This is a genomic window from Cupriavidus sp. TMH.W2 (genome assembly GCF_050847365.1).
GTDB lineage: Bacteria > Pseudomonadota > Gammaproteobacteria > Burkholderiales > Burkholderiaceae > Cupriavidus.
This window is the reverse complement of the sequence record NZ_CP193792.1, coordinates 277,642-300,916: the sequence shown is the minus strand read 5'-3', so window position 1 is coordinate 300,916 and position 23,275 is coordinate 277,642. Positions and strand designations below refer to the sequence as shown.

Annotated in this window: 23 protein-coding genes and 1 tRNA gene; 6 read left to right on the top strand and 18 right to left on the bottom strand. The window is 64.5% G+C overall.

What is annotated here, in order from left to right:
- Positions 1-190: 190 nt before the first annotated feature.
- Both ACREYQ_RS01430 and ACREYQ_RS01425 read right to left on the bottom strand, forming a co-directional pair.
- Entirely contained in the window at positions 191-1,708 is a 1,518-nt protein-coding gene (locus tag ACREYQ_RS01430) for a CoA-acylating methylmalonate-semialdehyde dehydrogenase (RefSeq protein WP_432259041.1), read from the bottom strand.
- A 107-nt stretch (positions 1,709-1,815) separates the two neighbouring features.
- Positions 1,816-3,147, bottom strand: coding sequence for an aspartate aminotransferase family protein (locus tag ACREYQ_RS01425; RefSeq protein ID WP_432259040.1), 1,332 nt, complete (start codon positions 3,145-3,147; stop codon positions 1,816-1,818).
- A gap of 327 nt (positions 3,148-3,474) precedes the next feature.
- Here ACREYQ_RS01425 and ACREYQ_RS01420 point away from each other — a divergent pair, with 327 nt between their 5' ends.
- Both ACREYQ_RS01420 and dmeF read left to right on the top strand, forming a co-directional pair.
- Positions 3,475-4,923: a PLP-dependent aminotransferase family protein gene (locus ACREYQ_RS01420; protein ID WP_432259039.1), complete on the top strand. Its 1,449-nt coding sequence runs from the start codon at positions 3,475-3,477 to the stop codon at positions 4,921-4,923.
- A gap of 418 nt (positions 4,924-5,341) precedes the next feature.
- Positions 5,342-6,304 carry a CDF family Co(II)/Ni(II) efflux transporter DmeF gene (dmeF, locus tag ACREYQ_RS01415; RefSeq protein ID WP_432259038.1) on the top strand — a complete coding sequence of 321 codons (963 nt, stop codon included), beginning with the start codon at positions 5,342-5,344 and terminating at the stop codon, positions 6,302-6,304.
- A gap of 59 nt (positions 6,305-6,363) precedes the next feature.
- On the opposite strand, the gene ACREYQ_RS01410 is transcribed toward dmeF, so the two are convergent.
- The 4 genes from ACREYQ_RS01410 to ACREYQ_RS01395 form a co-directional block, all read right to left on the bottom strand.
- The gene (locus tag ACREYQ_RS01410; RefSeq protein WP_432259037.1) at positions 6,364-6,807 is read right to left on the bottom strand and encodes a GNAT family N-acetyltransferase; all 444 of its coding nucleotides are present in this window, start codon (positions 6,805-6,807) and stop codon (positions 6,364-6,366) included.
- 318 nt (positions 6,808-7,125) lie between these two features.
- Positions 7,126-7,200 (bottom strand) — tRNA-Cys (locus ACREYQ_RS01405).
- A gap of 84 nt (positions 7,201-7,284) precedes the next feature.
- On the bottom strand, positions 7,285-7,761 hold the full coding sequence (gene bfr / locus ACREYQ_RS01400) for a bacterioferritin (protein WP_432259036.1): 477 nt from the start codon (positions 7,759-7,761) through the stop codon (positions 7,285-7,287).
- A gap of 287 nt (positions 7,762-8,048) precedes the next feature.
- Entirely contained in the window at positions 8,049-9,359 is a 1,311-nt protein-coding gene (locus ACREYQ_RS01395; protein WP_432259035.1) for an MFS transporter, read from the bottom strand.
- A 186-nt stretch (positions 9,360-9,545) separates the two neighbouring features.
- On the opposite strand from ACREYQ_RS01395, the gene ACREYQ_RS01390 reads away from it, so the two are divergent.
- A complete protein-coding gene (locus ACREYQ_RS01390) occupies positions 9,546-10,181 on the top strand; it encodes a TetR/AcrR family transcriptional regulator (protein ID WP_432259034.1) in 636 nt (211 codons plus the stop codon).
- A 48-nt stretch (positions 10,182-10,229) separates the two neighbouring features.
- Here ACREYQ_RS01390 and ACREYQ_RS01385 read toward each other — a convergent pair whose 3' ends face one another.
- Positions 10,230-10,640 carry a MerR family transcriptional regulator gene (locus ACREYQ_RS01385; protein ID WP_432259033.1) on the bottom strand — a complete coding sequence of 137 codons (411 nt, stop codon included), beginning with the start codon at positions 10,638-10,640 and terminating at the stop codon, positions 10,230-10,232.
- Positions 10,641-10,742: 102 nt separating this feature from the next.
- Between ACREYQ_RS01385 and ACREYQ_RS01380 the strand changes: the two genes are divergently transcribed.
- Together ACREYQ_RS01380 and ACREYQ_RS01375 are read left to right on the top strand one after the other, a co-directional pair.
- Positions 10,743-10,979, top strand: a complete 237-nt coding sequence (locus ACREYQ_RS01380; protein ID WP_432259032.1) for a GDCCVxC domain-containing (seleno)protein — start codon at positions 10,743-10,745, stop codon at positions 10,977-10,979.
- Positions 10,876-11,205 (top strand): YgiT-type zinc finger protein, encoded by a 330-nt coding sequence (locus tag ACREYQ_RS01375; RefSeq protein ID WP_432259031.1) that lies wholly within the window; start codon positions 10,876-10,878, stop codon positions 11,203-11,205. The genes ACREYQ_RS01380 and ACREYQ_RS01375 overlap by 104 nt, the downstream gene beginning before the upstream one ends.
- 126 nt (positions 11,206-11,331) lie before the next feature.
- Here the strand turns inward: ACREYQ_RS01375 and ACREYQ_RS01370 are convergent, their stop codons facing one another.
- From ACREYQ_RS01370 to glmU, 9 genes are all read right to left on the bottom strand, one after another.
- The gene (locus tag ACREYQ_RS01370; RefSeq protein WP_432259030.1) at positions 11,332-11,709 is read right to left on the bottom strand and encodes a hypothetical protein; all 378 of its coding nucleotides are present in this window, start codon (positions 11,707-11,709) and stop codon (positions 11,332-11,334) included.
- Between the two features lie 252 nt (positions 11,710-11,961).
- Complete coding sequence (locus tag ACREYQ_RS01365) at positions 11,962-12,234, bottom strand: pentapeptide MXKDX repeat protein (protein ID WP_432259029.1); 273 nt, start codon at positions 12,232-12,234, stop codon at positions 11,962-11,964.
- A 62-nt stretch (positions 12,235-12,296) separates the two neighbouring features.
- Positions 12,297-13,070, bottom strand: coding sequence for a molybdopterin-dependent oxidoreductase (locus ACREYQ_RS01360; RefSeq protein WP_432259028.1), 774 nt, complete (start codon positions 13,068-13,070; stop codon positions 12,297-12,299).
- A 21-nt stretch (positions 13,071-13,091) separates the two neighbouring features.
- Entirely contained in the window at positions 13,092-13,721 is a 630-nt protein-coding gene (locus ACREYQ_RS01355; protein WP_432260335.1) for a cytochrome b/b6 domain-containing protein, read from the bottom strand.
- A 299-nt stretch (positions 13,722-14,020) separates the two neighbouring features.
- Positions 14,021-14,482 carry a cupredoxin domain-containing protein gene (locus ACREYQ_RS01350; protein ID WP_432260334.1) on the bottom strand — a complete coding sequence of 154 codons (462 nt, stop codon included), beginning with the start codon at positions 14,480-14,482 and terminating at the stop codon, positions 14,021-14,023.
- 21 nt (positions 14,483-14,503) lie between these two features.
- Positions 14,504-15,247 carry an acetoacetyl-CoA reductase gene (phbB, locus tag ACREYQ_RS01345; protein ID WP_432259027.1) on the bottom strand — a complete coding sequence of 248 codons (744 nt, stop codon included), beginning with the start codon at positions 15,245-15,247 and terminating at the stop codon, positions 14,504-14,506.
- Between the two features lie 132 nt (positions 15,248-15,379).
- Positions 15,380-15,946 (bottom strand): phasin family protein, encoded by a 567-nt coding sequence (locus tag ACREYQ_RS01340; RefSeq protein WP_432259026.1) that lies wholly within the window; start codon positions 15,944-15,946, stop codon positions 15,380-15,382.
- 1,211 nt (positions 15,947-17,157) lie between these two features.
- Positions 17,158-18,996 carry a glutamine--fructose-6-phosphate transaminase (isomerizing) gene (gene glmS, locus ACREYQ_RS01335; protein ID WP_432259025.1) on the bottom strand — a complete coding sequence of 613 codons (1,839 nt, stop codon included), beginning with the start codon at positions 18,994-18,996 and terminating at the stop codon, positions 17,158-17,160.
- 117 nt (positions 18,997-19,113) lie between these two features.
- Positions 19,114-20,478 carry a bifunctional UDP-N-acetylglucosamine diphosphorylase/glucosamine-1-phosphate N-acetyltransferase GlmU gene (gene glmU, locus ACREYQ_RS01330; RefSeq protein ID WP_432259024.1) on the bottom strand — a complete coding sequence of 455 codons (1,365 nt, stop codon included), beginning with the start codon at positions 20,476-20,478 and terminating at the stop codon, positions 19,114-19,116.
- A gap of 290 nt (positions 20,479-20,768) precedes the next feature.
- On the opposite strand from glmU, the gene ACREYQ_RS01325 reads away from it, so the two are divergent.
- The gene (locus tag ACREYQ_RS01325) at positions 20,769-21,596 is read left to right on the top strand and encodes a DUF6279 family lipoprotein (protein WP_432259023.1); all 828 of its coding nucleotides are present in this window, start codon (positions 20,769-20,771) and stop codon (positions 21,594-21,596) included.
- Between the two features lie 216 nt (positions 21,597-21,812).
- On the opposite strand, the gene ttcA is transcribed toward ACREYQ_RS01325, so the two are convergent.
- Positions 21,813-22,757 carry a tRNA 2-thiocytidine(32) synthetase TtcA gene (ttcA, locus tag ACREYQ_RS01320; RefSeq protein WP_432259022.1) on the bottom strand — a complete coding sequence of 315 codons (945 nt, stop codon included), beginning with the start codon at positions 22,755-22,757 and terminating at the stop codon, positions 21,813-21,815.
- Between the two features lie 108 nt (positions 22,758-22,865).
- Positions 22,866-23,267, bottom strand: coding sequence for a dihydroneopterin aldolase (locus ACREYQ_RS01315; RefSeq protein ID WP_011614433.1), 402 nt, complete (start codon positions 23,265-23,267; stop codon positions 22,866-22,868).
- Between the last annotated feature and the right edge of the window lie 8 nt (positions 23,268-23,275).

Here is a 23,275-nt window from a genome sequence, read left to right as displayed (position 1 = left end):
CTGCCCTTCCCGGCGTCGTTGCGGGGAAGGGCAGCAGGTCCAAAGCCCGTCGCCGCGTCGGTGGCAGCGAGCAGGGATTTTTTTCGATCGCGATTTCCCACGAGCCATGCAGAAGCCAGGAGGTGTAGTGGAGTATCAATCGATGGTGATATTCCATTAAGCTCCCCCGACGCCGCCCGGGCTCCTGTCGTTACTTCGCCACCGGCATGGTGAACTCGGCGCCCTTGGCAATCGAATCCGGCCAGCGCTGCATCACGCTCTTGTAGCGCGTGTAGAAACGCACGCCCTCTTCGCCATAGGCATGGTGGTCGCCGAACAGCGAGCGCTTCCAGCCGCCGAACGAATGCCACGCCATCGGCACCGGGATCGGCACGTTGATGCCGACCATGCCCACCTGGATCTGTCGCGCGAACGCGCGCGCGATGCCGCCGTCGCTGGTGTAGCACGACACGCCGTTGCCGTACTCGTGCGCGTTGATCAGCGACACTGCCTCGGCAAAGTCATGCACGCGCACCACCGACAGCACCGGACCGAAGATCTCTTCCTTGTAGATCGTCATGTCGGGCTTGACGTTGTCGAACAGCGTGCCGCCCACGTAGAAGCCGTTCTCATGGCCTTCGACCTTGTGGCCGCGGCCATCCGTGACCAGCGTTGCCCCCTCTTGCACGCCCTTGGCGATATAGCCTTCGACCTTGGCCTTGTGCGCACCGGTTACCAGCGGGCCCATCTCGGCATCGGACTCCATGCCGTTGCGGATCTTCAGCGAACGCGCGCGCTCGGCCAGTCGCGGCACCAGCTTGTCGGCGACATCGCCCACTGCCACTGCGACCGAGATCGCCATGCAGCGCTCACCAGCGGAACCATACGCGGCACCGATCAGCGCATCCACGGCCTGTTCGAGATCCGCATCGGGCATCACCACCAGGTGGTTCTTGGCGCCGCCCAGTGCCTGCACGCGCTTGCCGTGCCTGGTGCCTTCCGTGTAGATGTATTCGGCAATCGGCGTCGAGCCGACGAAGGACAGCGCCTGCACGTCCGGATGCGCGAGCAGCGCGTCCACCGCTTCCTTGTCGCCCTGCACGACGTTGAACACGCCGTCAGGCAGGCCCGCTTGCCGCAGCAGGTCGGCGATCAGCAGGCTCGGCGACGGATCGCGCTCCGACGGCTTCAGCACGAAGGTATTGCCGCACGCCAGCGCCACCGGGAACATCCACATCGGCACCATCACCGGGAAGTTGAACGGCGTGATGCCGGCCACCACGCCCAGCGGCTGGCGCAGGTTCCAGTTGTCGATGCCGCCGCCGATGTTGTCGGTGAAATCGGTCTTGAGCAGGTTGGGAATGCCGCAGGCAAACTCGACCACTTCGATGCCGCGCGTGACTTCGCCCCTGGCATCCGAGAACACCTTGCCGTGCTCGCGCGTGATCAGCGCGGCGAGGTCGTCGTGGTGCTGGTCGAGCAGTTCCTTGAACTTGAACAGGATGCGCGCGCGGCGCAGCGGCGGGGTGTCGGCCCAGGCCTGGAAGGCAGCCTTGGCGGCGGCGACGGCGTCGGCCACGTCCTGCGTGGTGCCCATGGCCACGCGCGCGGCAACTTCGCCGGTGGCGGGGTTGAACACTTCCGCCAGGCGCTGACCGCCGGCGCGGCGCACGGCGCCGCCGATGAAATGGTGGATTTCGGCCAGTTGCCGGTTTTCTGCGATGCTCACTTGGGAATTCCTTCGGTTGCCGCGGCGCGCACGTCAGCGCGCCGCGGCCTGTGACCAGGGAAGCCGGACCCGCGGGTCCGGCGGCAATGCGATGCGGCGCGTGCCGCTTACTTGATGTCCTGCAGCGCCTTCTTCACGGTATCGAACATTTCGCCGATCTGCGCTTCGGAGATGATCAGCGGCGGCGAGAACGCCAGGATGTCGCCGGTGTAGCGCACCAGCACGCCCAGCTCCAGGCACTTCAGGAAGGCCTCATAGGCGCGTGCGCCAGGCTGACCGGGACGCGGCTCCAGCTCGATGCCGGCGACCAGCCCGTAGTTGCGGATGTCCTTCACGTGCGGCGCGCTGCGTACGCCGTGGACCGCGGCCTCGAATACCGGTGCCAGCTCGGCGGCGCGTCCGAACAAGTTTTCGCGCTGGTACAGGTCCAGCGTGGCGATGGCGGCGGCGGCGGCCAGCGGGTGGCCGGAGTAGGTGTAGCCATGCAGCAGCTCGATCGCGCCCGGCGCAGCCGAATTGACCACGGTGTCATGCACTTCGCGGCGCACGGCGACGGCGCCCATCGGCACCGCGGCGTTGTTGATCGCCTTGGCCATGGTGATCAGGTCCGGCGTCACGTTGAAGCGCTCTGCCGCGGTGGCGGCGCCCAGGCGGCCGAAGGCGGTGATCACCTCGTCGAAGATCAGCAGGATGCCGTGCTTGCTGGTGATCTCGCGCAACTTTTCCAGATAGCCGACCGGCGGCACCAGCACGCCGGCGGAGCCGGCCAGCGGCTCGACGATCACTGCGGCGACGTTGGACGGGTCGTGCAGCGCCAGGATGCGCTCCAGCTCGTCGGCCAGGTGCGCGCCCCATTGCGGCTGGCCCTTGGAGAAGGCCGCTTCGGCAATATTCAGCGTGGCCGGCAGGTGGTCGGTGCCCGGCATCAGGTTGGCCGAGAATGCCTTGCGGTTGGGACCGATGCCGCCCACCGCCATGCCGCCGAAGCCCACGCCGTGGTAGCCGCGCTCGCGGCCGATAAAGCGCGTGCGCTGGCCTTCGCCGCGCGCGCGGTGGTAGGCCAGCGCGATCTTCAGCGCGGTGTCGACCGACTCCGAGCCCGAGTTGGTGAAGAAGATGCGGTCCAGCCCCTGCGGCATGACCGCGGCGACCTTGGTGGCGGCCTCGAACGACAGCGGATGGCCCATCTGGAACGGCGGCGCATAGTCCAGCGTGGCGGCCTGGCGCGCCACCGCATCGGCAATTTCCTTGCGGCAGTGGCCGGCGGCCACGCACCACAGGCCGGCGCAACCGTCCAGGATCTGGCGCCCGTCGTGGGTGGTGTAGTACATGCCGCTGGCCGACGCCAGCAGGCGCGGCGCCGCCTTGTACTGGCGGTTGGCGGTAAAGGGCATCCACAGGGCATCGAGATCGGGAATCACGGTCTTGGCGGCGTCCATATGTCCTCCTTGGGGGGAAATCGGGTCGGATTGGCGGGCGCGCTGCCGGGCAGCGCGATAGCAATGACGGCCACTCTACCGGCGGCTTCTGGCCGACAAAATATACAGTCAGGACAACCCTGCCTTGCCGTACAGTTTGATCACGCCAAAGCGTACAGGCAAGTATCGCTGCGGCGCCCGCTTCATGCACCCTGCCACGACTCGCATCGGCGTGCGGTGCGCCACGCCACGCTGCACTGCGGCAAATTTCACGCTGTGGAATACCGGCACGCGCGCGCTCGCCGGCAGCCGCTAAACTGTACAGGTTCATGCCTGCCCGAGCGCCTGATGCTGACCCTTAGCCTGACCCGCAGCCGCCGTGACGGCGACACCCTGACCGAACAGATCGTCGCCGGCATCGCCGCGCTGGTGGAGCAGCGCGCGCTGCGCGCCGGCACCGCGCTGCCCTCGGTGCGCCGCTTTGCGCAGCACCACCACGTCAGCACCTTCACCGTGGCCGAGGCCTACGGCCGGCTGACCGCGCTGGGCTACCTGGCGGCGCGCCCGGGCTCGGGCTATACCGTGGCCCACCGCCATGCCCCGTCCGGACACGCGCGCGCGCCGCAATGGGAAGCGCCGGGGCTGAATGCGGCATGGCTGCTGTCGGACGTGTTTGCCGACCATTCGGTGCCGATCAAGGCAGGCGCGGGTTGGCTGCCCGGCGACTGGCTCAACGAGGAGGGGCTGCACCAGGCCATGCGTGCCTCGGCGCGCGTGCCGGCGGCGCAGCTGTCGGGCTACGGCCATCCCTACGGCTTTGCGCCGCTGCGCGAGCATATCGCCGCGGGCCTGGGCCAGTATGGCATCCCGCTGCAGGCACAGCAGGTCGTGCTGACGCAGGGCGCGACGCAGGCGCTGGACCTGGTCGTGCGCACGCTGCTGCGCGCCGGCGATACGGTGCTGGTGGAATCGCCCTGCTACTGCAACCTGCTGCAGATCCTGCGGCTGGCGGGACTGCGGGTGGTGGGCGTGCCACGCTCCGCTGCGGGGCTGGACACCGATGCCCTGGACGATGCGATCCGCGCCCACGCCCCGCGCGCGCTGTTTATCAACACCGTGCTGCAGAACCCGACCGGCGCCAGCCTGAGCAGCATGAACGCCTTCCGCGTGCTGCAGCTGGCCGAGCAGCACCGGCTGCTGGTGGTCGAGGACGATATCTACCGCGAACTGGCGCCGGCCAGCTCGCCGATGCTGGCGGCCATGGACGGCCTGTCGCAGGTGGTCTATATCAACGGCTTTTCCAAGACCATCACGCCCTCGCTGCGCGTCGGCTATCTGGCGGCCAGCCCTGACCTGGCCAAGGCCTTCGCGCGCACCAAGATGGCGGTCGGCCTCACTTCATCGGAGGTGACGGAGCGGCTGGTCTATTCCGTGCTGACCAGCGGCCACTACGGCCGCCACGTGGCGGCGCTGGCCGAGCGGCTGCGCGCGCAGCAGGATCGCGTGACGGAGAAGATGGAAGCCCACGGGCTGGAGGTGCTGCTGCGTCCGGAGGGCGGGATGTTCGCGTGGGCACGCCTGAACGAGGCCGTGCTGGCAGCCCGTCGCGGCGTTCCGCTGCACGGCAACCGCCTGGCCACCCTGGCGCTGGAGCATGGCATCTGGCTGGCGCCGGGATCGTACTTCGAGCCGGATGAAACCGACTCGCCGTGGATCCGCTTCAACGTTGCCACCGGCGATGCGCCGCAACTGTGGCAGTTCTTCGACAGCCTGGCGCAGGCGCAGCGCGCGGCTTGATGTGGATGGATTCGGGCCCCGGGGAGGCTGACCGGAAGGTCAGCTCCAGAGGCGCTCGACGAGCCAGCCGGCGGTGGCGCAAACGCCCACCCAGACGGCAAGACAGGTAGCAATAAAGCGATAACTCATCTCGGAATCAGCAACAACGATGCGATGGAAATGTGAATTCTTCGTCGAATCATACATCCATTCATGAATGTATGTAAAGATTAAGTGAAGTCTACGCATGAATTACGGGATTTTTTGCAAAATTTAAAGCACTTTTATCGCTGTCCGGGGGGCGGCGGGCGCAGCAGGCTTGCGCCCCTGCCGCCATCAGGGTCGCCACCGGCGCGCGGCTGGAGCTCTGCTACCCTTGCGCGTGCCGGCCTGATACCAGGCCACCCGCGCGACTTCCGGCGCACCGAAGGATCCAACGATGCATACCCACGATCTGTCCGCCTGGACCCACAGCCACGCCTTCGACGCCGGCAACCGTGCCGCCGAGCGCGGCACGCGCCTGGTCATGGTGATCACCGCCATCACCATGGTGGTGGAGATCGCCGCCGGACTTTGGTTCAACTCGATGGCGCTGCTGGCCGATGGCTGGCACATGAGCTCGCACGCGCTGGCCATCGGCCTGTCCGCCTTTGCCTATGGCGCCGCGCGGCGCTATGCCGGCGACCGTCGCTTTGCCTTCGGCGCCTGGAAGATCGAAGTGCTGGCCGGCTTTGCCAGCGCGGTGTTCCTGCTGGGCATCGCCGCGCTGATGGCGGCGGGCTCGGTCGAGCGGCTGTTCACGCCGCAGGCCATTCACTATCGCGAAGCCATGGCAGTGACCGCGCTCGGCCTGCTGGTCAACCTGGGCTGCGCGCTGATCCTGGGCGGCCATGCGCATGGGCACGACCACGCGCACGAGCATGGCCAACATCACGGCCATGACCACGGCCACCACCACGACATCAACCTGCGCGCCGCCTATGTGCATGTGCTGGCCGATGCCGCGACCTCAGTGCTGGCGATCGTCGCGCTGGCCGGCGGCTGGTGGCTGGGCTGGGCGTGGCTGGATCCGTCGATGGGCCTGGTGGGCGCGGTGCTGGTCGGCAGATGGGCCATCGGCCTGCTGCGCCAGAGCGGCACGGTGCTGCTGGACCGCGAGATGGATCACCCGGTGGTGGAAGAAGTGCGCGAGGTGCTGGCGGGCCTGGACCACGGCGACGAAAGCAGCCGCGTGTCAGACCTGCATGTGTGGCGCGTGGGCCGGCAGCAGTTTGCCTGCATCGTCTGCCTGGTCACGCACGACGCCGCGCTGACGCCTCGGCGCGTGCGCGAAGCGCTGTCCGTGCATGAGGAACTGGTGCACATGACGGTGGAGATCAGCCGCTGCGAGGGGGCGCACTGAGACGGTCAGTGCGCGGTCACTGCGGCGCGCCCCGAGGCGCGCCGTCGGCTTCGCCGGGTTCAGCTCAGCTCGCACCACATGCACAGCGGCGGCGTGTCCGCGCGGCGGTGGAATTCGCTCGATGACATGACTTCTGGCGGCAGCTTAGAGGCCGGCACCAGCGTAAAGCCGTAGCGCGCAAAATAGCTTGGACAGCTCGACGCCAGCAGCACCGCGCGCCGCGCGCCGTTGGCGCGTGCGCGCATCAGCGCGGCGCGCACCACGTGTGTGGCCACGCCCTGGTCACGGTGCTCGGGCAACACCGCGACGGACCGGATCACCACGGTCTCGCCACAGTTCTCGCCGGCGGCGCAGCCAATGATCTGCGCCCCAAGGACAGCCACGTGGAAATGATCCAGCAGGCGTGGCACGTCGTCCACCGGCAGCCCGCATCGTTCCAGCAGCTCTCCCACGGCTGGCCCGTCCGCGGGCATGGCCGCCCGGATCCGCAAGTCTTTGATCATCTGGAGCCTCTCCTTTTTCACCCTACCTCGCAACGGGAACGCCATGGAAGCCCGGACATGGCTTTGCCGCCATCTGGCGGCACGGGTTGCTCGCAGGCCGGCAGGCCTGTCAGGCAACATTACCCGATTCGGTGTCGTTGATCTATTGGGGAAGTAACGGTAAATGCGTGTCCGGAATTGCCTGCGGCGTACCGGTCAGGGCGCGCGCAGCACAGGCCGGCCGCCGGCACGGCGAAGGCCAATGGCAGGCACATGAATATCAGGGCAATTGCACAGACGCGCTGGCACGCCCGGCACCATGAGCCGGGCAAGGAAGTCTGGAGGCGGGGATCCGGAATCGAACCGTCGTACACGGCTTTGCAGGCCGTTGCATAACCACTCTGCCACCCCGCCGCTGACGCCGCGTCTGAGCGACGCTACGTGCTGCGGGCCGCAGTGTAACGGGAAACTGAAATCCTTGCAGGAGACCGCGCCGGGCTAGCCGACGCCGCCCATGGCGGACTGGATGTAATTCTGCAGCCCGACCTTGCCCACCAGTTCCAGCTGCGCTTCCAGCCAGTCGATATGTTCTTCGGTGTCTGCAAGGATATCGACCACCAGCTGGCGCGAAACATAATCGCCAGCCGACTCGAAATATTTGATCGCATCCTTGCAGCTGGCCTGCGACACCTGCTCAAGCTTCAGGTCGCAACCAAGCATTTCCTCGGTGTTCTCACCCACGAGCAGCTTGTCCAGGTCTTGCAGGTTGGGCAAGCCATCGAGCAGCAGGATGCGCTCGATCAGCTTGTCGGCGTGCTTCATTTCCTCGATCGATTCCTCGTATTCATGCTTGCCCAGGGCGGTCAGCCCCCAGTGCCGGTACATGCGGGCATGCAGGAAATACTGGTTGATCGCGGTCAGCTCGTGCCGGAGCTGAGCATTGAGCAACTGGATCACCTTCTTGTCGTTTTTCATGACTGCCCCCAACCACCCTCAAAGCGATTGAACCCACTCTCGTTTTCGAAAACGCGAAAACGCGTAGTGATTATCCCACCGCGATTTTCATGGTAGTCCCGCAAGGGCGGACATCAAGCAAATTCGGCCTCGCTGTCGCATTTTGCCGGGGTTTTCACGTGCCATTGAGGATGCGAATGGCAATGGTTTCCATTCGGTTTTCAAAAGCGCTCGGCACGGCATTATGGAAATATAAAAACGGGCGCACACGGCAATTGCCGTGCTGTCGCGGAGCCTATGCGCCGCACTCAGCCAGCGGCTGCCGCAGGCTGCCCCGCTTCCGCACGCGACGGCAGGTGCCCGGCCAGCCGGCGGCGCGAACGCTCAGGGCTGACCACGTAGAGTCCGGCCAGCGCCGCCACCACCATGATCGCGCCGCAGAGGGCCAGGCCCAGTTCAAAGCCGCGCGCGCCCGGCACGTTCTGCACCAGCACGCCCGTCACCAGCGGCGCCAGCACGCCGGCCAGCGACGACACCGAGGCATCGATGGCCAGCACCGCGCCGCGCTGTCCCGCGGGCACTACCTCGGCCAGGATCGCCGGCCCAAGCGAATAGATCGCCGGCGCGCAGACACAGGCCAACACCAGCAGACCCACCCGCATGGCCGGCGTGGTGCCCGGCCACAGCAACAACAGGAAGAAGCCGCCGGCCAGCAGCAGCATGCCGGCAGACACCCGTCCGCGCGCCGTCCGCGACGATACGCCGCGCGCCAGCAGGCGCTCGGAGAACCACGCGATGGCCAGCGTCAGCGGCAGGTTGGTGCCGATGATCAGTGCGAACAGCTTGCCGCTGACGGCGTGATCAAAGCCCAGCCCGCTCTGCAGGTAGGCCGGGATCCAGGTCAGGCACAGCGCCAGGCCCCAGTATGCCGCCAGCCGCAGCGCGAAGCAGCCAAGCACCGTGGGATCGCTCAGCAGCACGCGGTACGGCAGGCGCTGCGGCGCGCCGCCGGCCGGGACGCCATGCGCGGCCGGAGGTTCGTCAAGTGTCCCTTCGCGCCCGAACGCCAGCCATACCAGCGCCCACACCACGCCCAGCACCGCCAGCAGGTAGAAGTTGCTGCGCCAGCCCCAGTGCGCGGCCACTGCCGGGATCAGCAGGCCCGCCAGCACGATGCCGATGCCAGCGCCCTGCGTCAGCACCGCCACGGGCAGGTTGCGCCGGCTGTTCGGAAACCATTTGTAGCAGGCGTGGATCGCCACCGGCGTGGCCGGCCCTTCCATGAAGCCGAGCAGGATGCGCGAGACGATCAGCACCGCCAGGCTGGACGACAGCGCCAGCGGGATCTGGCACAGCGACCATGCCAGCGCCATCAGGACCAGCAACCGCGAGGTAGGTGAGCGGTTGGCCAGGAAGCCGCCCAGCACGCCGGAGACGGCGAACAGCCAGAAGAAGCAGCTGCCGACCAGGCCGAACTGCGCCGGCGTCAGACCCAGCTCATCCATCATCGGCGCGGCCAGCAGGCCCACCACCATCTTGTCCATGGCGTTGACCACCAGGAAGAAGAACAACAGTACTGCGGTCAGCCACGCGCGGCGCGGCTGGTAGGACGTGGTCATGCGCGGTCTCCCGAAGGGCGCTCATCGGTATCCGGGCGGCACCTGATAGGCAGGGCGCCGCCCAATTCATAATATGGATTACGTTTTCGGGCCAGTATGTTGGCCCGATACCGTTCACAACATCCGTAGAAACACCGACAAGACGGAACGGGCCCGGAGCCACGCCCGCTGGGAGAAAAGGTCGTCATGGAAGACAAGCTGACCGGGCTGGAAGGCCACCCGGGCTATGCCGCGCCGCGCTATTCACGTGGCCTGCGCACCACCGTGGCGCTGTTGGAAGCCGGCCGCCGGCTGCTGCGCGAGCGCACGCTGGAACAGGTCTCGATCCAGGAGATCTGCGCGCACGCCGGCGTCACGACTGGCGCGTTCTACAGCCGCTTCGAGGGCAAGGAGAGCTATTTCAAGGCCCTGCAGGCCCTGGCGCTGGAGATGCTGAGCAAGGGCATGGCGGAGCGACTCGCGCAACTCGACGCACGCCGGCCGCCGCTGGAAGACGCCGTCCACACGCTGGCGCGCGACAGCCGCATCTGGACATATCGCAATGCAGGAGTGCTGCGCGCGTCGCTGGTGGCCCGCGCCACCACAGGCGAGGACCCCGTCCGGCAGCTCAACCGCCAGTACATGGCCGACCTGGCTGCGCGGCTGGCACGGCTGCATCCGGCGGGCGCCTCGCCCGACCTGGAACAGCGCATCCGCTTTGCGCACCAGGCGCTGGCCGGCACGCTGCTGTATGCGCTGATCAACCGCGAGAGCACTTTTTCCCTGTCGGACCGGCGGCTGGACAGGGAGATGGCGCGGGCGTTCCTGTTGTACGTGGCATAACGGCGGACCCTTGCCATGGAGCACGACGCACAAGGGCCTGAGCCGCCACTACTTTGGCCTATCGGCCTCACACAGGTTTGCAATCAACGGGCACGTGACCTCGTCGCGATTGTCGCGGCATTGCCCCACAAGACTTCTCAACTCGGTCCGCAGCATCCGCAAATCGCGCAGCCGTTCCTCGACGACCTGCAGCTTTTGTTCGGCCAGCGCGCGCGCAGTGCCGCATTGGCGGCCGTCGTTCCGTTGCAGCAGCGTACGAACCTCGTCCAGGGTGAACCCAAGTGCCTGGGCCCGGCGAATGAAATGAAGCCGCTGCAAGCTGTCATCGGAATACTGACGAATGGTGCCTTGCGCGCGTTCGGGTATCGGCAGCAATCCGCATCGCTGGTAATAACGAACCGTTTCCACGCCAACGTTGGCCGCCTTGGCCAACTGTCCAATTGTCAGGGTCGACGCCATCACTTGACTCCGTACTCAGGTACGGACCTAGACTACGTGCAAACAGGTCAAAATGGAAGTTCGATGACAGGCCGATGGCGACTGTCTCAGGCAGCGGAAGCAATGAGCACCGTCAAGTTGAAGTCAACCATTACCTGTCCCCGTTGCGGCCACCGCAAGGTTGAGACGATGCCGACCGATGCCTGCCAGTGGTTCTACGAGTGCGAGGGCTGCGCAACGGTGCTTCGGCCCAGGGATGGCGACTGCTGCGTGTTCTGCTCGTACGGCACCAACAAGTGCCCTCCTATGCAACAACAGGGTTCATGCTGCTCGCCGGCCAGCGCGTCCACCGCAAACTGACTCGCCACAACTCCACTGCGCCATCATGCTATGCCCCGCGTGTGACAAGGCTGACTTGACCGCCATCACCCTGAAGTTAGAAGCGCCTGAGCCAGGCAAGACGATTGTGCTGAGGGCGATGCAGTGCCCTGCATGCGGCGAAGGAATCATCGAAGACCACGAACTCCGCCATGCAGTCGGCGAGCCCCGACCTCATGAATTGGCAGGGGAAATTCCCCAGGCATGACAAGCGCGGAGAGAACAGGCTGGCATTCCGGCTAACCTGCGCTCTCCGCAAAGCTCCTGCACTCAGGCTTCATCGCCACGGCCTTCGCCCTGGCAACGGCCCCTCGGTTCGCCCGATGGGAGCAGCTTACTGGTTCTTCGTCTTGTCCATGCTGGTCGCGGCCTTCGCGGCGTCGGGCTTCGCCATGCCGGCCTCGGCATGGGCGGCCTTCGCCTTGCTCGCCTTGTGATGGGTGCCCTTGGCGGCTGACTTGCCGGCATCGGCCTTGACGTCAGCCTTCTCCTTGGTGGCGCTGGCCTGGGCCTTTGCTTCATTGCCCTGCGCGGCCGCGCTCTTCTTGTTCTTGTCGGCCTTTGCCGGCGCGGGGCTCATCTCCTTGGCGACCTTTGCCTGGTCTTTCGCGGCCCCGCCCTGCGGCTGGGTCGCGGAAGCTGGCACAGCAGTCTGCGCGAAAACGGTGCCGACGAGGGCGGCGGAGGCAACTGCAGCGAATAGCTTCTTCATGACGTGGACTCCTGGGAAAGGTTCTGCAGCTCGGCAATGCGCCTTGCTTACCGGAAAAAACGGTACAGTCGGCGCCCGAGTTGACCCACAAGTCGTGACAATCCGTAAGTTCTGCAACCAGCAAACATGAATCACGAGGCCATCAATCTCCACGGGCGATCTGCCGGATGGAAGCCTCAGCCGCTGTCGTCCGACATAAGTTGAGGCTTCCTTTGCCTGATCGCCCAGGGGATGGAACGTGCGTACGACCTACTATTGTTTCGTGGCGTCCTTGCTCATCGCATCCTTCCCCATCGAATCCTTGCTCATGCCTTCCTTCTTTTCGTGGGGTTTCTTGGCGTGACTCTTGCTCATTTTGTCTTTTTTCATGTCCATGTCGTCCTTCGCCATGGAGTCCTTCGCCATGCTGCCGCTGGCACCCATGGCGCCCTTGCCCATGTCGTCCTTCTTCATTGCATCTTGTGCCCATGCATGGCTGGCAAGCAACACTGCGGAGGAAAGCAGCAAAACCAGGCGTTTGTTCATGTTGTGCTCCTTGATTGGATTGATAGGGAGAGGCCGGCAGACTTGCCGCTCAGGTTTCGAGGTCAGGATCCCCCAAACCAGTTGTATCCCTGGTCCTCCCAATAACCGCCGGGATACTTGTTTGTGACGTAGATCGCGACAATGTGCTTCGGGTTCTTGTACCCAAGCTTGGTGGGCATGCGCAGCTTCATCGGGAACCCATACTTGGGCGGCAGGCGCTCGCCGTCGTAGGTGAAGGTGAGCAAGGTCTGTGGATGCAGCGCCGTGGGCATGTCGATGCTGGTGTAGTAGTCATCGGCGCAGACAAAGCCCACGTATTTTGCACTGGTATCGGCACCAACGCGCTTGAGAAAATCAGAGAAGCGCGTGCCACCCCACTTGCCGATGGCACTCCACCCCTCCACACAGATATGGCGGGTCACCTGCGACGTCTGCGGCAACGCGTAGAGTTCTTCCAGGGTCCATGCCGCCTTGCGCGAGACCAGGCCACCGACTTCCAGTTGAAACTCACTGGCATCCACCTCTGGCACGTCAGCAAGGCCGTAGTAGGCATTGAAAGGAAACGGCCGCGTCAGCATTGACTCAGGATAGGCCGGCGCCAGCCGGTCAGGGTTGAACAGCCAGCCCTGCACGCGGTCATTGAAGCGCGAAACCGCCATCAGAAAGGACTCAACCGACGGTTCGTCGGTGATGCTGCAGCCGGTCAGCAGCAGCAAGCCACCAAGCGTCATGGCACGCTTTCCGAACAGCCGGCGCGATGGCATGCCCAGCCCGCGCGTCGCATCGTGCAATATCAGCTTGCGGTCAAGCTTGACGATTCGCTCGGCATTGCTCATGACCATTCTCCCTATCGAGAACTAGCGTCCGCGCAGCATGATGATGAGTGTGCGCGGCACCAGCAACACCATCACCACATGGACGACAAGGAATAGCGCAATCGCGCTCATGCCGATGAAGTGAACCCAACGCGCAGCGTCGTAGCCTCCCATCAACACACGCAGCGTGGGAAATTGAACTGACTTCCAGATTGCCAGGCCAGACAGCACCGTCAGCACGATCACCACCACCACGCCCGCGTAGAAGAGCTTCTGGGCAGCGTTGTATTCGGCCAGATCGGGGTGTGTGAGCTTGCCTCGCACGGCCGCCGCAATGTCACGCAGCGCCGCCGGGACGGAAAGCGGGAAGAAGCGCCGCCGGAAACGGCCCGTGGCGATATTCATCACCAGATAGAACATGCCGTTGGCGACAAGCAGCCACATCGCCGCAAAATGCCACTGCAGGCCCCCGGCAAGCCAGCCGCCCAGGGTGACGGCATTGGGAAAATGGAAGCCGAACAGCGGCGATGCGTTGTAGATGCGCCAGCCGCTAAGCATCATGATGAATACAGCAACGACGTTCAGCCAGTGCGTGATGCGGACCCATGCAGGCTGGATGGGCTGGCCGTGTGGCGCCAGCTTGTGGGGCGGCACCTGGTGGGCATTTTTCACTTGCTTTCTCCGACGCCAGGCGGCACACCGGTGACCGCCTTCTTCACCACGTTCGTCGTCCCAGAGGCCCGGACCTGACAGGGTCATTGCAATCTTGCCCTGTCGTCCTCGTTTCGCCGCTGATGAGTGCGGCAAACGACACTTTATAGTTCAGAAAATCCACACCGTTTCGGTTTTTAAGAAAAGAGCGACGCGCGCATTCACGATAGAAGCAAATTCCGGAAGAGGCAAAGCAGGCCTTCGCTCGCCGGTTGGCCCTGAATGCGATGTATAAACCGTGGACGCGATGCAGGGCGGCCTCAAATCTGAAGTGCAACACCGCCGCGGCTTCGGCCGGCGCGTGGCGCAGGAGCGAGCTTGATGTCTGGGTGCAGCGTGCAGACAAAGGGAAAGTCGCCAGCCGTGTGCGCGGCATATTGCCACTGGCCGCCGGCCGGAATGCTGCGCGAATCGAAGCCGCCAGAAGCGGTGACCGTGTGTGGGTAAGGGTCATGGTTGACCCACACAATGGTTTCGCCTCGATTGACCTCGATGGTGTCGGGCTCGAATTTAGCGCCTTGGATTTGCACCATGTGTCTTGTCGACTTCCCGGCCAGGGTTGAGCCGGGAAGCACAAACGCAAAAGCTAGCGCAGCGGAAAGTGCGACCACGAGTCGATGTCTTCGCTTGCGACTATCATGCCGGGCGCGCTGCGGCAGGCAAGAAGCGGAAAGATGGACGTTACGCCAGCATCGGCCGCCTGGATTACTCAGCCTCCGCATGGAACTGAGCAAGGCCTCGGTTCATTGCAGATGTTGTCCACCGTTGATAGCGATATTTGCGCCAGTCACGAAGGCGGCCTCATTCGAGCAGAGGTACGCAACCAGCGCCGCCACCTCTTCCGGCTGTCCCAATCTGCCCACAGGGATTTGCGGGATGATTTTGGTTTCGAGTATCTCTCGCGGGACGGCGGTCACCATTCTGGTGGCAATGAAGCCAGGCGAAACAGTGTTGACTGTCACACCGCTCTTTGCAACCTCGAGAGCCAAAGACTTCGTGAAGCCATGCATGCCGGCTTTGGCTGCAGCATAGTTGGTTTGGCCGAAGCCGCCCTTGGAGCCGATGACGGATGATATGTTGATGATGCGGCCCCAGCCTCGCTTCACCATGTCCTCGCACGCTGGCTTTGTCATGTTGAATACTGAGTCGAGGTTCGTGCGGATGACCGCATCCCAGTTGACCTTGTCCAGCTTCTTGAAGCTTGCATCCCGTGTGACCCCAGCATTGTTCACCAGAATGTCTATGGCGCCCAGGTCTTCCCGAATGTCTCCCACGGATTGCTGACACGACTCGTAGTCGGCGACGTCAACGGGATATGCGTAGAACTTGCGCCCGCTTTCTTCCATTTTTTTGAGCCAGTTCGCGACGCGGGTATTCTCAGGGGAATAGGTAACGGCCACCGTATGACCGGCGTCTTGAAGCCGGATGCTGATTTCTTCGCCTATCCCGCCCATCCCACCGGTGACCACTGCAAGTTTCCTGGTCATGTCTTCACTCTCCTCAGAAATGGTGTGAGCGCGTGCATGGCGCGCTGCCTGCGAGCCCTTTTGCCAATCCCGCTATGCAAAGTTGCTCGGTCCTCGATACCGCGAAAACGGTAACGAGAAGCGAGTGTCGAACTATTTGGCAGCCGCCTGGGAGACCTTTTCCGCACGGCGCCGCACGCCTTTGGAGGCGGTCTCCGCAGCCGAATCAAAGCTGCTCTCGGCCACCTGCACCGCCTGCTTTGCGGTCGTTTGCATCGACTCGTAAAGCGTAGTGGCCGCTTTGACCGCCTCACGCCAAGCAGTCAAGGGCGCCGGCGGGCCTGCTGGCACACTATTCGTGAAGGTTTCCAGGAAGCTCTGCATTTGCTCCTTGCCTGCCGTGTACTGGGCTTCGGCAACCTTGTCGAAATCAGCGCGTGTGCCGGCCAAGATTTCATACAGTTGCCGGCGATACGCTAATGCCCTTTCGGTTGCGGGCTGAAGCAATTCGACTTGCAAGTCGACAAGCTCTTGCGGGTCCCTGGCCGATAAGACCTTTTCTGCGCCTTCCCGTGCCTCCGACAAGGTCGCTCTCACAGTTCGTAGATTCAATTCCAGCAGCCTTTCATAGGCATCAAATGCCTTGCCGGCTAGTCCGACCAGGGTTTCCACGCCTGCCATCTGCACCTTACTGATTTGCTCCTGCGACCATTGAGTCATCTTGCATCTCCGAAGGGCGACCCGCCACCCAGGCAATCCGAGAAAAGCCCAACATGGCGGAAATCAAGTGAACAACGATTACGGCATCAGACCCCGGCGGGTCCACGCCGGCAGTCAGGCCCGGGGAGCGCGAACGTCAGCAGGCTCTACGGGTTAAAGCAATGCGCTCATTGCAAAGCCGGGCGTGACCAACGATCGCTTGTGCGAACACGGCCGACGGCCTGGAGGAAGGCGTAGCCTTCGCTGGTGACGCGAGGTCGGGAGTGGGTAGGCCCACAACTCTCAAGCCTGACCAACTGATGCGCGAGCAGCGCGTCCACATCTGCGCAATCCAGTTCCGTTGGGTCAGAGTTGTCGTTGACGAGCACAAGCGTGGCAAACTCATGGTGACTCAGCACAGTCGTCTCCTAAGCTTTAGGTCTATTTTGGCTACGGGACTTCACTGCCGTCCGAGACAGCTGGTCTGCCGCAATCAGACCGCTTCTTTCATCTCGGACGTTCTGGCTGGTAAGCGCTTGTACTCGCGCTCCGAAAGAACATCCTAGCTACTTGGCACTGACAGTTCAATACGGCTAGCGGCTGTGTTCGGGATAGTCCCTATTCGGCATTTCCTCGACCAACCGGACGGTTTGAGTTAGGGAATGGACAGGGATTCGCAAGTCGTACTCGGGCGAGAGATGACTGACTGCTGCTGAACGAGAAAGAAGACCGATGCTCTGAGCCCGGCACGCGGAGGGTATGGGCAGCCAACTTCGTGAGGAACCAGCGTAAGCAACCATCAAGGATGGGCAAATCCTGGTGTATGACAAGCAGGGTCAGGGGGCTATGTGCCCTCAACTCACTGACCGCGGCCGAAGCCTGCCCCAGGCAATGGGCCGTTACCACTGAGTCTTGTGAACTATTGTGGCCGCGAGTATCCCATCGTACGGGCTTAATGATACTGACCGAGTCGTGCGGGCTTACCGGCCAGGCGACAAGTCGTCCGCGCAATGTTGGCGGCGATTCGGCGGACTCGCCTTCTTGCTGCCGACATCTGCGCGTCCCTGACCGTTCGTGACCCTGGGGCGCCCCCGCATTTATCCCTTGTGACTCACTTTCGGTAAGCGAGAGCACAGAGAGCAGCCGCAGTACATCTCCACGTAAGGTCGACCCCGATTTTTGCCATAGGCGAATCTGTTTGTAGAGGACAAACTGACAGTTGCGGCCGTGCCTTACTCCACCGTCACGGACTTCGCCAGGTTACGCGGCTTGTCGACGTCCGTGCCACGCGCGCAGGCCGTGTGATAGGCCAGCAGCTGCAACGGCACCACATGCAGGATCGGCGACAGGTCGCCGTAGTGCTCGGGCAGGCGGATCACCTGGATGCCGTCGGACGACTGGATCTGCGTGTCGCTGTCGGCAAACACGTACAGGCGTCCACCGCGGGCGCGCACTTCCTGGATGTTGGACTTGAGCTTTTCCAGCAGCGCGTCGTTGGGCGCGACGGTGACCACCGGCATGGCTTCGGTGACCAGTGCCAGCGGACCGTGCTTGAGCTCGCCGGCCGGATAGGCCTCGGCGTGGATATACGAGATTTCCTTGAGCTTGAGCGCGCCTTCCAGTGCGATCGGGTAATGCAGGCCACGGCCGAGGAACAGGGCGTTCTCGCGGCGGGCGAAGTCTTCCGACCAGGCGATGATCTGCGGTTCCAGCGCCAGCACGCCATGCAGCGCGGCGGGCAGGTGGCGCAGGTTGGTCAGGGCCTTGGCCTCGGCGTCTTCGGTCAGCAGGCCGCGCACCTTGGCCAGCGCCAGGGTCAGCATGTAGAGCGCCGCCAGCTGCGTGGTGAAGGCCTTGGTCGAGGCCACGCCGATTTCGGTGCCTGCGCGGGTCAGGAAGCGCAGTTCGGTCTCGCGCACCATGGCGCTGGTCGCCACATTGCAGACCGCCAGGGTGTGCACGTGGCCCAGCGCGCGCGCATGGCGCAGCGCGGCCATGGTGTCGGCGGTCTCGCCCGACTGCGAGATCACCACCACCAGCGCGCGCGGGTTGGGCACGGTCTCGCGGTAGCGGTATTCGCTGGCGACCTCGACCTGGGTCGGGATCTTCGCAATGCTTTCCAGCCAGTACTTGGCGGTGCAGCCGGAGTAGTAGCTGGTGCCGCAGGCCAGGATCAGCACGCTGTCGATGCCGGCAAAGACCTCGGCGGCGCCGCTGCCGAACAGCGCCGGCGAAATGCTTTCGATGCCTTCCAGCGTGTCGCCCAGCGCGCGCGGCTGCTCGAAAATCTCCTTCTGCATGAAGTGGCGGTACGGGCCCAGTTCGACTGATGCGGCATGGGCTTCGACCACGCGCGCTTCGCGCTCGACCGGATGGTCGTCGGCGTCGTGGATGGTCACGCCGTCCAGCGTGATCTCGACCACATCGCCCTCTTCCAGGTAGATGATGCGGTTGGCGGTGCCGGCCACGGCCAGCGCGTCGGAGGCCAGGAAGGCCTCGTTCTCGCCCAGTGCCACCACCAGCGGCGAGCCGGCGCGCGCGCCGACCACGCGGCCAGGCTGGTCCTTGGCGAACACGGCGATGGCGTAGGCGCCGTGCAGGCGCTTGGTCACCGCGCGCACCGAGGCGAACAGGTCGCCGCGGGTGGCGCTGCTGGGGTAGGTGTAGGCCTGGTGGATCAGGTGGGCAACGACCTCGGTGTCGGTCTGCGATTCAAAGCCGTAGCCGACCGCGCGCAGTTCTTCGCGCAGCGGCTCGTAGTTCTCGATGATGCCGTTATGCACCAGCGCGATGGTCTCGCCCGACAGGTGCGGGTGGGCGTTGACGGTATCGGGCTTGCCATGCGTGGCCCAGCGCGTATGCGCCACGCCGGTGAAGCCGGACAGGCCGGACGCCTGCGTCTGCGCGTCCAGATCAGCCACGCGCGACACGGTGCGCGCGCGCTCGACCACATCGTCGCGCACGACCGCGACGCCGCACGAGTCATAGCCGCGATACTCCAGGCGGCGCAGCCCTTCGATCAGGACCGGAACGATATTGCGCGTGGAAACCGCGCCGACGATGCCACACATGCTGAACCCCCGTTTGCTGGCGCCTGCCCGTGGACCTGTGGCGCCGGTATGAATCCTGTGGCGCCGCCTCGCCGAGGCGGCGCATGCCCTGGCCGCCCCGCGGGCGGCCCCTGACGCTTACTGCTTCGGCTGCTTGACCGGACGCTGCCAGGCGTCGATGGTCATCTGCCTGGCCCGCGACAGCGTCAGCTTGTCCGCGGGTGCTTCCTTGGTCAGCGTGGTGCCGGCGCCGAGCGTGGCGCCGCGTCGCACCGTCACCGGCGCCACCAGCTGCGTGTCGGAGCCGATAAAGACATCGTCCTCGATCACGGTGCGGTGCTTGTTCACCCCGTCATAGTTGCAGGTGATGGTACCCGCGCCAATATTGACGCGCGACCCCACCGTGGCATCGCCCACATAGGCCAGGTGGTTGGCCTTGCTATGTGCCGCCACCTGTGCGTTCTTGATCTCGACAAAGTTGCCGATATGCACATCCTCGCCCAGCTCGGTGCCCGGGCGCAGGCGCGCGTACGGACCGATGCGGCCGGCCGGACCTACCCTGGCCTCATCGATGTGGCAGAACGGGTGCACCTGCGCGCCGGCGCCGATGGTGCTGTTGCGGATCACGCAATGGGCGCCGATGCGCGCGCCGTCCTCCAGGTGCACGCGGCCTTCGAACACGCAGCCGACATCGATGGTGACATCGCGCCCGCAACTCAGCTCGCCGCGCACGTCGATGCGCGCCGGGTCCAGCAGGGTCACGCCAGCCTCAAGCAAGCGCCGGGCCTGGTTGCCCTGGTGGATGCGCTCGACCTCGGCCAGCTGCAGCTTGCTGTTGATGCCAAGCGTCTCCCAGATCGCGGCCGGCTGAGCCGAGACGGTCTCCACGCCGTCGGCGACGGCGCGCTCGACGGTATCGGTCAGGTAGTACTCGCCCTGGGCGTTGTCGTTGCGCAGCGTCGACAGCCACTTGCGCAGGTGGCCGGTGGGGCACACGATAATGCCGGTGTTGATTTCGCGGATGGCCTTCTCGGCCTCGGTGGCATCCTTTTGCTCGACGATGCGGACGATGCTGCCCGCGGCGTCGCGCACGATGCGGCCATAGCCGGTCGGGTCAGGCATTTCCACGGTCAGCACGCCAAAGCGCCGGGGGCCGGCTTCGGCCACCAGTGCCTGGAGCGTCGCAACGCTGGTGAGCGGCACGTCACCGTACAGAACCAACGTGGGCTGGCTGTCGTCCAACATGGGAAGTGCCTGCATCACCGCATGGCCCGTGCCCAGTTGCTGGGCCTGTTCGGCAAAGGCGACATCGTCGGCGGCGACGGCCTCGCGCACGCGCGCGGCGCCATGGCCGACCACGACCACCAGCCGCGACGGCGACAGGGCGCGTGCCGTATCCAGGACGTGCGCGAGCATGGGCTGCCCGGCTACCGGGTGCAGCACCTTGGGCAAATCGGAATACATCCGCTTGCCCATGCCCGCGGCGAGAATGACGATATTCACAAGGAGACCCCTAAGTGAGTGTGTCCGAAAATATTCTGGAAAGCGCCGGCCGGGCGTTTGGCCGGCTGCGCGACCGGGCTTGGCGGAACGCTGCCGCCAAGCCTGCGCATAATCCCGCAAACCCTTGCCAGGACTTGGCTGGCGGTCATCAGGGCGGCCCGGTCGCAATGCGCGCCGATTTTAACATGGCGGTTTCTGCGCAACGGATTGCGGTTTCGGATTTTCACAATTCCCGGGCCCGGCGGATTTTCGCGGTTCTGGCCGCGGCGGCATTGTGCGCCTGCAGCGCGATGAAGCTGGGATACCAGCAGGGTGACCGGCTGGCGTACTGGTGGATCGACAATTATGTCGACGTCACCGCGGCCCAGGAGCCTCTGACGCGCGAAGCGATCACCCGCTTCTTCGCCTGGCACCGCAAGTCCCAGCTGCCCGAAATCGCCAGCCTGCTGCTGCAGGCCAAGGCGGAGGTGCGCCAGCCGGTCACGCCGGCCATGGTCGAGCACTTCCAGGACGCCTCGCAGGCGCTGGCACGCCGGTCGTTCGAACAGGCCATGCCCGATACGGCCGACCTGTTGCTGACGCTCACGCCCGACCAGATCGCGCGCATGGAAACGAAGTTTGCCGAGGGCAACGCCAAGTACCGCAAGACATTCCTGAAGGCCGACCCGGCCGAGCGCGAGCACGCGCGCTTTGACAAGGTGATGGAGTACGCTCGCCTGATCTACGGCAGCTTCTCCAGCGAGCAGGAACAGGCTATCCGCGCCAGGGTGGGACCATTGGTGCAGAATGCCGAGGCGCGCTACGCCGAGCGCGTGGCCCGCCAGCAGGAATGGCTCAGGATGGTGCGTTACGTGCAGGCCACCCAGCCGCCCAGGGCGCAGGTGATCGACCTGCTGCGCCGCTTCCGCGAATACTGGCAGAACCCGCCCGCCAGGCAAGCCGCCAGCCACGGAGCCAGCAAGAATGCCGGCATCGCGCTGACCGTGGCGATCGCCAACATGACCACGCCTCAGCAGAAGGCGCACGCGCAGGACCGCTTCCAGAAGTGGATCGACGATACCCATGCGCTGATGCGCGAGAAGGCGAACGGCCCGGTGCAGTCGGCGGCGGCAAACTGAAGCCCGTCCCAAACGAAAAACGCCCGCGCAAGCGGTAATGCCGTTCAGTTAAGGTCTCAAGCCCTACCGTCATTCCCGCGCAGGCGGGGATCCAGCGTCTTTCACGTCCCCTTCGGGGATGAAGTCACTGGGTTCCCGCCTGCGCGGGAACGACAGTCGCCAACTGAACGGCATTACCGCGCAAGCGGGCGTCTTGCCCTCCAGCCCGCGCTGGCGTTACTGCGCGCCGGCCTGCTGCGCAGCCGGCACAGCGGCGGCCGCGGGCGAGCGCTCGAAACGCACGAACTCCATCCGGTTCTCTTCCACGCTGCCGGCGAATGTCAGCGGCTGCTGCTGGAAGGTGGTCTCGCCGAACAGTGATGCCTCATCCACCTTGGCCAGGCCAGTGGCCAGCCCGGTGAACGGGAACAGGTCGGTATCGGCCAGGTGCGACGGCACCACGTTGCGCAGCGCCGCGAAGATATTGTCGATACGGCCCGGGTTCTGGCGCTCCCAGTCCTGCAGCATCTCGCTGACCTTCTTGCGCTGCAGGTTTTCCTGCGAGCCGCACAGGTTGCACGGGATGATCGGGAACTCCATCGCACGCGCATAAGAGGCGATGTCTTTCTCCGAGCAATACGCCAGCGGCCGGATCACGATGTGCTGGCCGTCGTCGGTCGACAGCTTGGGCGGCATCGCCTTCATCTTGCCGCCGAAGAACATGTTCAGGAAGAAAGTCTGGACGATGTCGTCGCGGTGGTGGCCCAGCGCGATCTTGTTGGCGCCCAGTTCCTTGGCGGTGCGGTAGATCACGCCGCGGCGCAGGCGCGAGCACAGCGAGCAGGTGGTCTTGCCCTCGGGCACCTTCTCTTTGACGATCGAGTAGGTATCCGCCTCGACGATCACATATTCCACGCCGACCGACTTCAGGTACTCGGGCAGGATGTGTTCCGGGAAGCCGGGCTGCTTCTGGTCCAGATTCATCGCGATCAGCTTGAACCGGATCGGGGCGCGCTTCTGCAGCGCCATCAGGACCGACAGCATGGTGTACGAGTCCTTGCCGCCACTCATGCAGACCAGCACGGTGTCGCCGTCCTCGATCATGCCGAAGTCGCCGATGGCCTTGCCGGTTTGCGATTGCAGCCTCGTCTCGAGGCGGTAGAAGTTGTTCGAGTGGCTCATGGAGCATCCTGTTGCGTGGCGCCCGCCGGATGGAATGGCCGGCGCGGCGCGAAGGGGCAACATTTTACTTTAGGCGCCCGCAAGCTGCAGGGGCGCGGGCAGGACCGCTCAGGCCTGCTTGATATGGAATACCTCGACGCCGACCGAATCGCAATCCGGGTACACGTCGGGCTTCTCGGTCGACACGCGCACGGCGCGCACCTTGGGGTGCTTGAGCATGGCGCGCGCCACGTCGTCGCACAGCGTTTCCTGCAGGTGCACGTGGCCCTGCGCCATGCGCTCGGCCACGGTATTGCGCATGAAGTCGTAGTCGACCACTTCGTCGAGCTTGTCGGCCTGCGGGGTGCTCTGCGCCAGCGGCACGAACAGGTCGATATTGATCAGCACCCGCTGCTCGCCCTTCTTCTCGAATTCGTGCACGCCGATATTGATCTGCACTTCGTAGTTGCGCAGGAACATGCGTCGGCAGTCTTGCAGGCTGGGGTGGGAAAGGGCGGCGAGCATGGTCATGAGCGGGC

Excerpts from the sequence above, each read along its gene's own strand:
- ACREYQ_RS01380 (WP_432259032.1), top strand. The coding sequence starts at position 10,743 with ATGAGCACCGTCAAGTTGAAGTCAACCATTACCTGTCCCCGTTGCGGC.
- dmeF (WP_432259038.1), top strand. The coding sequence starts at position 5,342 with ATGCATACCCACGATCTGTCCGCCTGGACCCACAGCCACGCCTTCGAC.
- bfr (WP_432259036.1), bottom strand. The coding sequence starts at position 7,761 with ATGAAAAACGACAAGAAGGTGATCCAGTTGCTCAATGCTCAGCTCCGG.
- ACREYQ_RS01370 (WP_432259030.1), bottom strand. The coding sequence starts at position 11,709 with ATGAAGAAGCTATTCGCTGCAGTTGCCTCCGCCGCCCTCGTCGGCACC.
- glmS (WP_432259025.1), bottom strand. The coding sequence starts at position 18,996 with ATGTGTGGCATCGTCGGCGCGGTTTCCACGCGCAATATCGTTCCGGTC.
- ttcA (WP_432259022.1), bottom strand. The coding sequence starts at position 22,757 with ATGAGCCACTCGAACAACTTCTACCGCCTCGAGACGAGGCTGCAATCG.
- ACREYQ_RS01425 (WP_432259040.1), bottom strand. The coding sequence starts at position 3,147 with ATGGACGCCGCCAAGACCGTGATTCCCGATCTCGATGCCCTGTGGATG.
- ACREYQ_RS01360 (WP_432259028.1), bottom strand. The coding sequence starts at position 13,070 with ATGAGCAATGCCGAGCGAATCGTCAAGCTTGACCGCAAGCTGATATTG.
- ACREYQ_RS01340 (WP_432259026.1), bottom strand. The coding sequence starts at position 15,946 with ATGACTCAATGGTCGCAGGAGCAAATCAGTAAGGTGCAGATGGCAGGC.
- ACREYQ_RS01325 (WP_432259023.1), top strand. The coding sequence starts at position 20,769 with ATGAAGCTGGGATACCAGCAGGGTGACCGGCTGGCGTACTGGTGGATC.
- ACREYQ_RS01385 (WP_432259033.1), bottom strand. The coding sequence starts at position 10,640 with ATGGCGTCGACCCTGACAATTGGACAGTTGGCCAAGGCGGCCAACGTT.
- phbB (WP_432259027.1), bottom strand. The coding sequence starts at position 15,247 with ATGACCAGGAAACTTGCAGTGGTCACCGGTGGGATGGGCGGGATAGGC.
- ACREYQ_RS01350 (WP_432260334.1), bottom strand. The coding sequence starts at position 14,482 with ATGCGGAGGCTGAGTAATCCAGGCGGCCGATGCTGGCGTAACGTCCAT.
- ACREYQ_RS01410 (WP_432259037.1), bottom strand. The coding sequence starts at position 6,807 with ATGATCAAAGACTTGCGGATCCGGGCGGCCATGCCCGCGGACGGGCCA.
- ACREYQ_RS01315 (WP_011614433.1), bottom strand. The coding sequence starts at position 23,267 with ATGACCATGCTCGCCGCCCTTTCCCACCCCAGCCTGCAAGACTGCCGA.
- ACREYQ_RS01420 (WP_432259039.1), top strand. The coding sequence starts at position 3,475 with ATGCTGACCCTTAGCCTGACCCGCAGCCGCCGTGACGGCGACACCCTG.
- ACREYQ_RS01390 (WP_432259034.1), top strand. The coding sequence starts at position 9,546 with ATGGAAGACAAGCTGACCGGGCTGGAAGGCCACCCGGGCTATGCCGCG.
- ACREYQ_RS01395 (WP_432259035.1), bottom strand. The coding sequence starts at position 9,359 with ATGACCACGTCCTACCAGCCGCGCCGCGCGTGGCTGACCGCAGTACTG.
- ACREYQ_RS01365 (WP_432259029.1), bottom strand. The coding sequence starts at position 12,234 with ATGAACAAACGCCTGGTTTTGCTGCTTTCCTCCGCAGTGTTGCTTGCC.
- ACREYQ_RS01375 (WP_432259031.1), top strand. The coding sequence starts at position 10,876 with ATGGCGACTGCTGCGTGTTCTGCTCGTACGGCACCAACAAGTGCCCTC.